4 protein-coding genes and 1 riboswitch are annotated in these 2718 nt (G+C 46.8%); all 4 genes read left to right on the forward strand.

Annotated features, from left to right (window positions below; translation table 11 throughout):
- A partial coding sequence (locus tag Q1K24_RS08575; RefSeq protein ID WP_300368890.1) for a four helix bundle protein occupies nt 1–321 on the forward strand: 321 nt, incomplete at its 5' end.
- A complete protein-coding gene (gene cysC / locus Q1K24_RS08580) occupies nt 311–946 on the forward strand; it encodes an adenylyl-sulfate kinase (protein WP_300368893.1) in 636 nt (211 codons plus the stop codon). The genes Q1K24_RS08575 and cysC, both read left to right, overlap by 11 nt.
- Nucleotides 939–1802 (forward strand): 3'(2'),5'-bisphosphate nucleotidase CysQ, encoded by an 864-nt coding sequence (gene cysQ / locus Q1K24_RS08585; RefSeq protein WP_300368896.1) that lies wholly within the window; start codon nt 939–941, stop codon nt 1800–1802. Before cysC ends, cysQ begins: the two co-directional genes overlap by 8 nt.
- A 112-nt stretch (nt 1803–1914) precedes the next feature.
- A riboswitch (cyclic di-GMP riboswitch) is annotated at nt 1915–1994 on the forward strand.
- Between the two features lie 212 nt (nt 1995–2206).
- The coding region (locus tag Q1K24_RS08590; RefSeq protein WP_300368899.1) for a hypothetical protein at nt 2207–2718 on the forward strand (512 nt) is incomplete at its 3' end.

Below are 2718 nucleotides of genomic sequence, written 5' to 3' on the forward strand. Positions count from 1 at the left end.
TTGATGGTGATTGAGCTTTATAAATTTTTAACAACACACAAAAGAGAGTATGTGCTTTCCAAACAACTGTTGCGATGTGGTACTTCCATAGGTGCGAACGTCAACGAAGCACAGGCGGCTATCAGTAAAAGAGATTTTGTTTCAAAAATGTCGATAGCCAGCAAGGAAGCGAGAGAAACACTATACTGGCTCAAGCTTCTTCGAGATGCCGAATATATCGATCCACAAAAAACCAAAGTAGAAAATCTTTTCAGCGAAATCGAGAGTATTGTCAATATCACAACTAAAATCGTAAAATCGGGACAGAGCAATGAACAATAATCCAACATCCAACAACCAACATCCAACATCTGAAAATATCGTTCACCATCCCCATGCCGTGACCAAATCGGCCCGTGCGGCCTTGAAGGGTCAGCGCCCCTGCATCCTCTGGTTCACCGGGCTCAGCGGCAGCGGCAAGAGCACCATCGCCAATGCGGTCGAGGCGAAACTCTGTGAGATGGGAAAGCATACCTATCTTCTCGATGGGGACAACATTCGTCATGGGTTGAACAGGGATCTGGGATTCGGTGATGCGGAGAGAGTGGAAAATATTCGCCGTATCGGGGAGGTGGCAAGGCTTTTTGTCGACAGTGGACTGATCGTGCTGACGGCGTTTATTTCGCCTTTTCGCAGTGACCGTGACAGTGTCAGAAATCTTGTGGGAGAGGATGAGTTTATCGAGATTTTTGTGGATGCGCCACTGGAAATCTGTGAGCGAAGGGACCCCAAGGGGCTCTACAAAAAAGCGAGAGCCGGAGAGATTTCCGACTTTACGGGCATATCGTCACCCTACGAACCCCCGGAGCATCCGGAAATCCACATAAAAAACGACGGTATTACTGTAGAAGAAGCCGCATGGGAAGTGATCAAATACTTGAAAGAGAATGGATATTTGCATGCTTGAAACCATAGAGATGAAAGAAGTTGTCGACATCGCCCTCAAAGCGGGTGAAGCGGTCATGGAGATCTACGAAAAAGATTTCAGTATCGAATACAAAGACGACAAGTCCCCCCTGACCGATGCCGACAAAAAAGCCCATGACATCATCACCGAAGGTCTGAATAAAATCGTAGTACGAAGTACACAACACGCAGCACAAGAATCGGCTTTGCCGATTCTCTCCGAAGAGGGCCGCGATATCCCCTACGAGGAACGCAGGAACTGGGAGTACTACTGGTGTGTCGATCCGATCGACGGGACGAAGGAGTTCATCAAGAAAAATGGCGAATTTACTGTCAATATCGCACTGATCCACAAAGAGACCCCGGTACTGGGTGTCGTTTTCGCGCCGGCGATCGGAGAGCTCTTCTGGGCGAAAAAGGGAGAGGGCGCATACAAGACAATGTTGGATGATGGATGCTGGATGATGGATGACGAGATTTTCGGCAGTGCCAAAAAACTGCCCCTCAAACATTCAACATCCGACATTCAAGATTCAACATTGACGATTGTCGCCTCCAAATCTCACCTAAACGAAGAAACCCAAAAGCTCATCGACCATCTAACCTCCAACATTCAACATCCAACATTCATCTCAAAGGGTTCCTCTTTGAAACTTTTGATGGTTGCCGAAGGGAGTGCCGATATCTATCCGCGACTGGCTCCGACGATGGAATGGGATACCGCCGCCGCCGATGCCATCGTACGTGAAACCGGAAAAATGACCTGCCAATACGATCATCGACTATCGACCAGTGACCAACGACCGCTCGTGTACAACAAAAAAGAGCTTTTAAACCCGTGGTTCGTCGTGGTTTAAACTCGTTAACAGTTTTTTCTTTGCAGTGATTTAACATAATGGTATAGTTGCCGATATAGGTTATGAAAGATTCGTCAAAGTATTGCTTTGACATGCTCTTCTACAGACTGGTCTGTCAGTTTGCCAAACCTGTTGTGAAGCAGGGACGGAAAGCCACGGGTCTTTGGTGACAAAGATAGCCGGGTTGCCTCTTCATGGAAATATGGAGAGTAATAGTTAGGATTATACCGCTCCTGATGCCATCCCTCTTTACATATTTTGACAAAACAGCGCGAATGGTTAATGAAGGTAAGAAGTTTATTAATGAAAATGAATTTTTTACCATTTTGTGAGTTGTGTGTACTATACTACACACTGACATTATGTATACAGGTATAACCTGCTCATATGACCGGAGGGATTTTATGATTAAACGATTTATCAAATATTTGCTGATAGCACTGCCAATTGCTTTGACGATGTCCGGTTGTGGCGGTGGCGGCGGTGGTGGCACCGGTTCTGCCACATCCTCCACTGCATCCAGCACCATTTATGGTACTGGTTACTATGTCGATGCCGCGGTTTCCGGGATCATTTATGAATGTGGCAGTGAAAAAGGTACAACAGACGAAAATGGAAAGTTTAAATTTCGGATAGGAGAAAGCTGTACATTCAAGCTTGGCACGATGGTGCTGCGGACGATCGATTCCGACAGACTGGAAAACGGTGTGGTCATTCTGGAGACGAACGAAAACATCGCGGCGCTTCTTCAATCGCTGGATGCGGACGGTGATCCGGACAACGGCATAGAGATCAAAGACGATGTGAGTGACGCCGTGTCGGCGTTGAAACTGCAGTCTGTCCCGACGGGAGATTCTGAAATAGAGACGGCTGTAAACAATATTAACACACAAAGCGGCAACCATTTCGTACCGGT

The organism is Hydrogenimonas sp., from assembly GCF_029932565.1.
Lineage (GTDB): Bacteria > Campylobacterota > Campylobacteria > Campylobacterales > Hydrogenimonadaceae > Hydrogenimonas.

What these genes read in the sequence shown, in the direction of transcription:
- cysC (WP_300368893.1), top strand. Translation starts at nt 311, where the DNA reads ATGAACAATAATCCAACATCCAACAACCAACATCCAACATCTGAAAAT.
- cysQ (WP_300368896.1), top strand. Translation starts at nt 939, where the DNA reads ATGCTTGAAACCATAGAGATGAAAGAAGTTGTCGACATCGCCCTCAAA.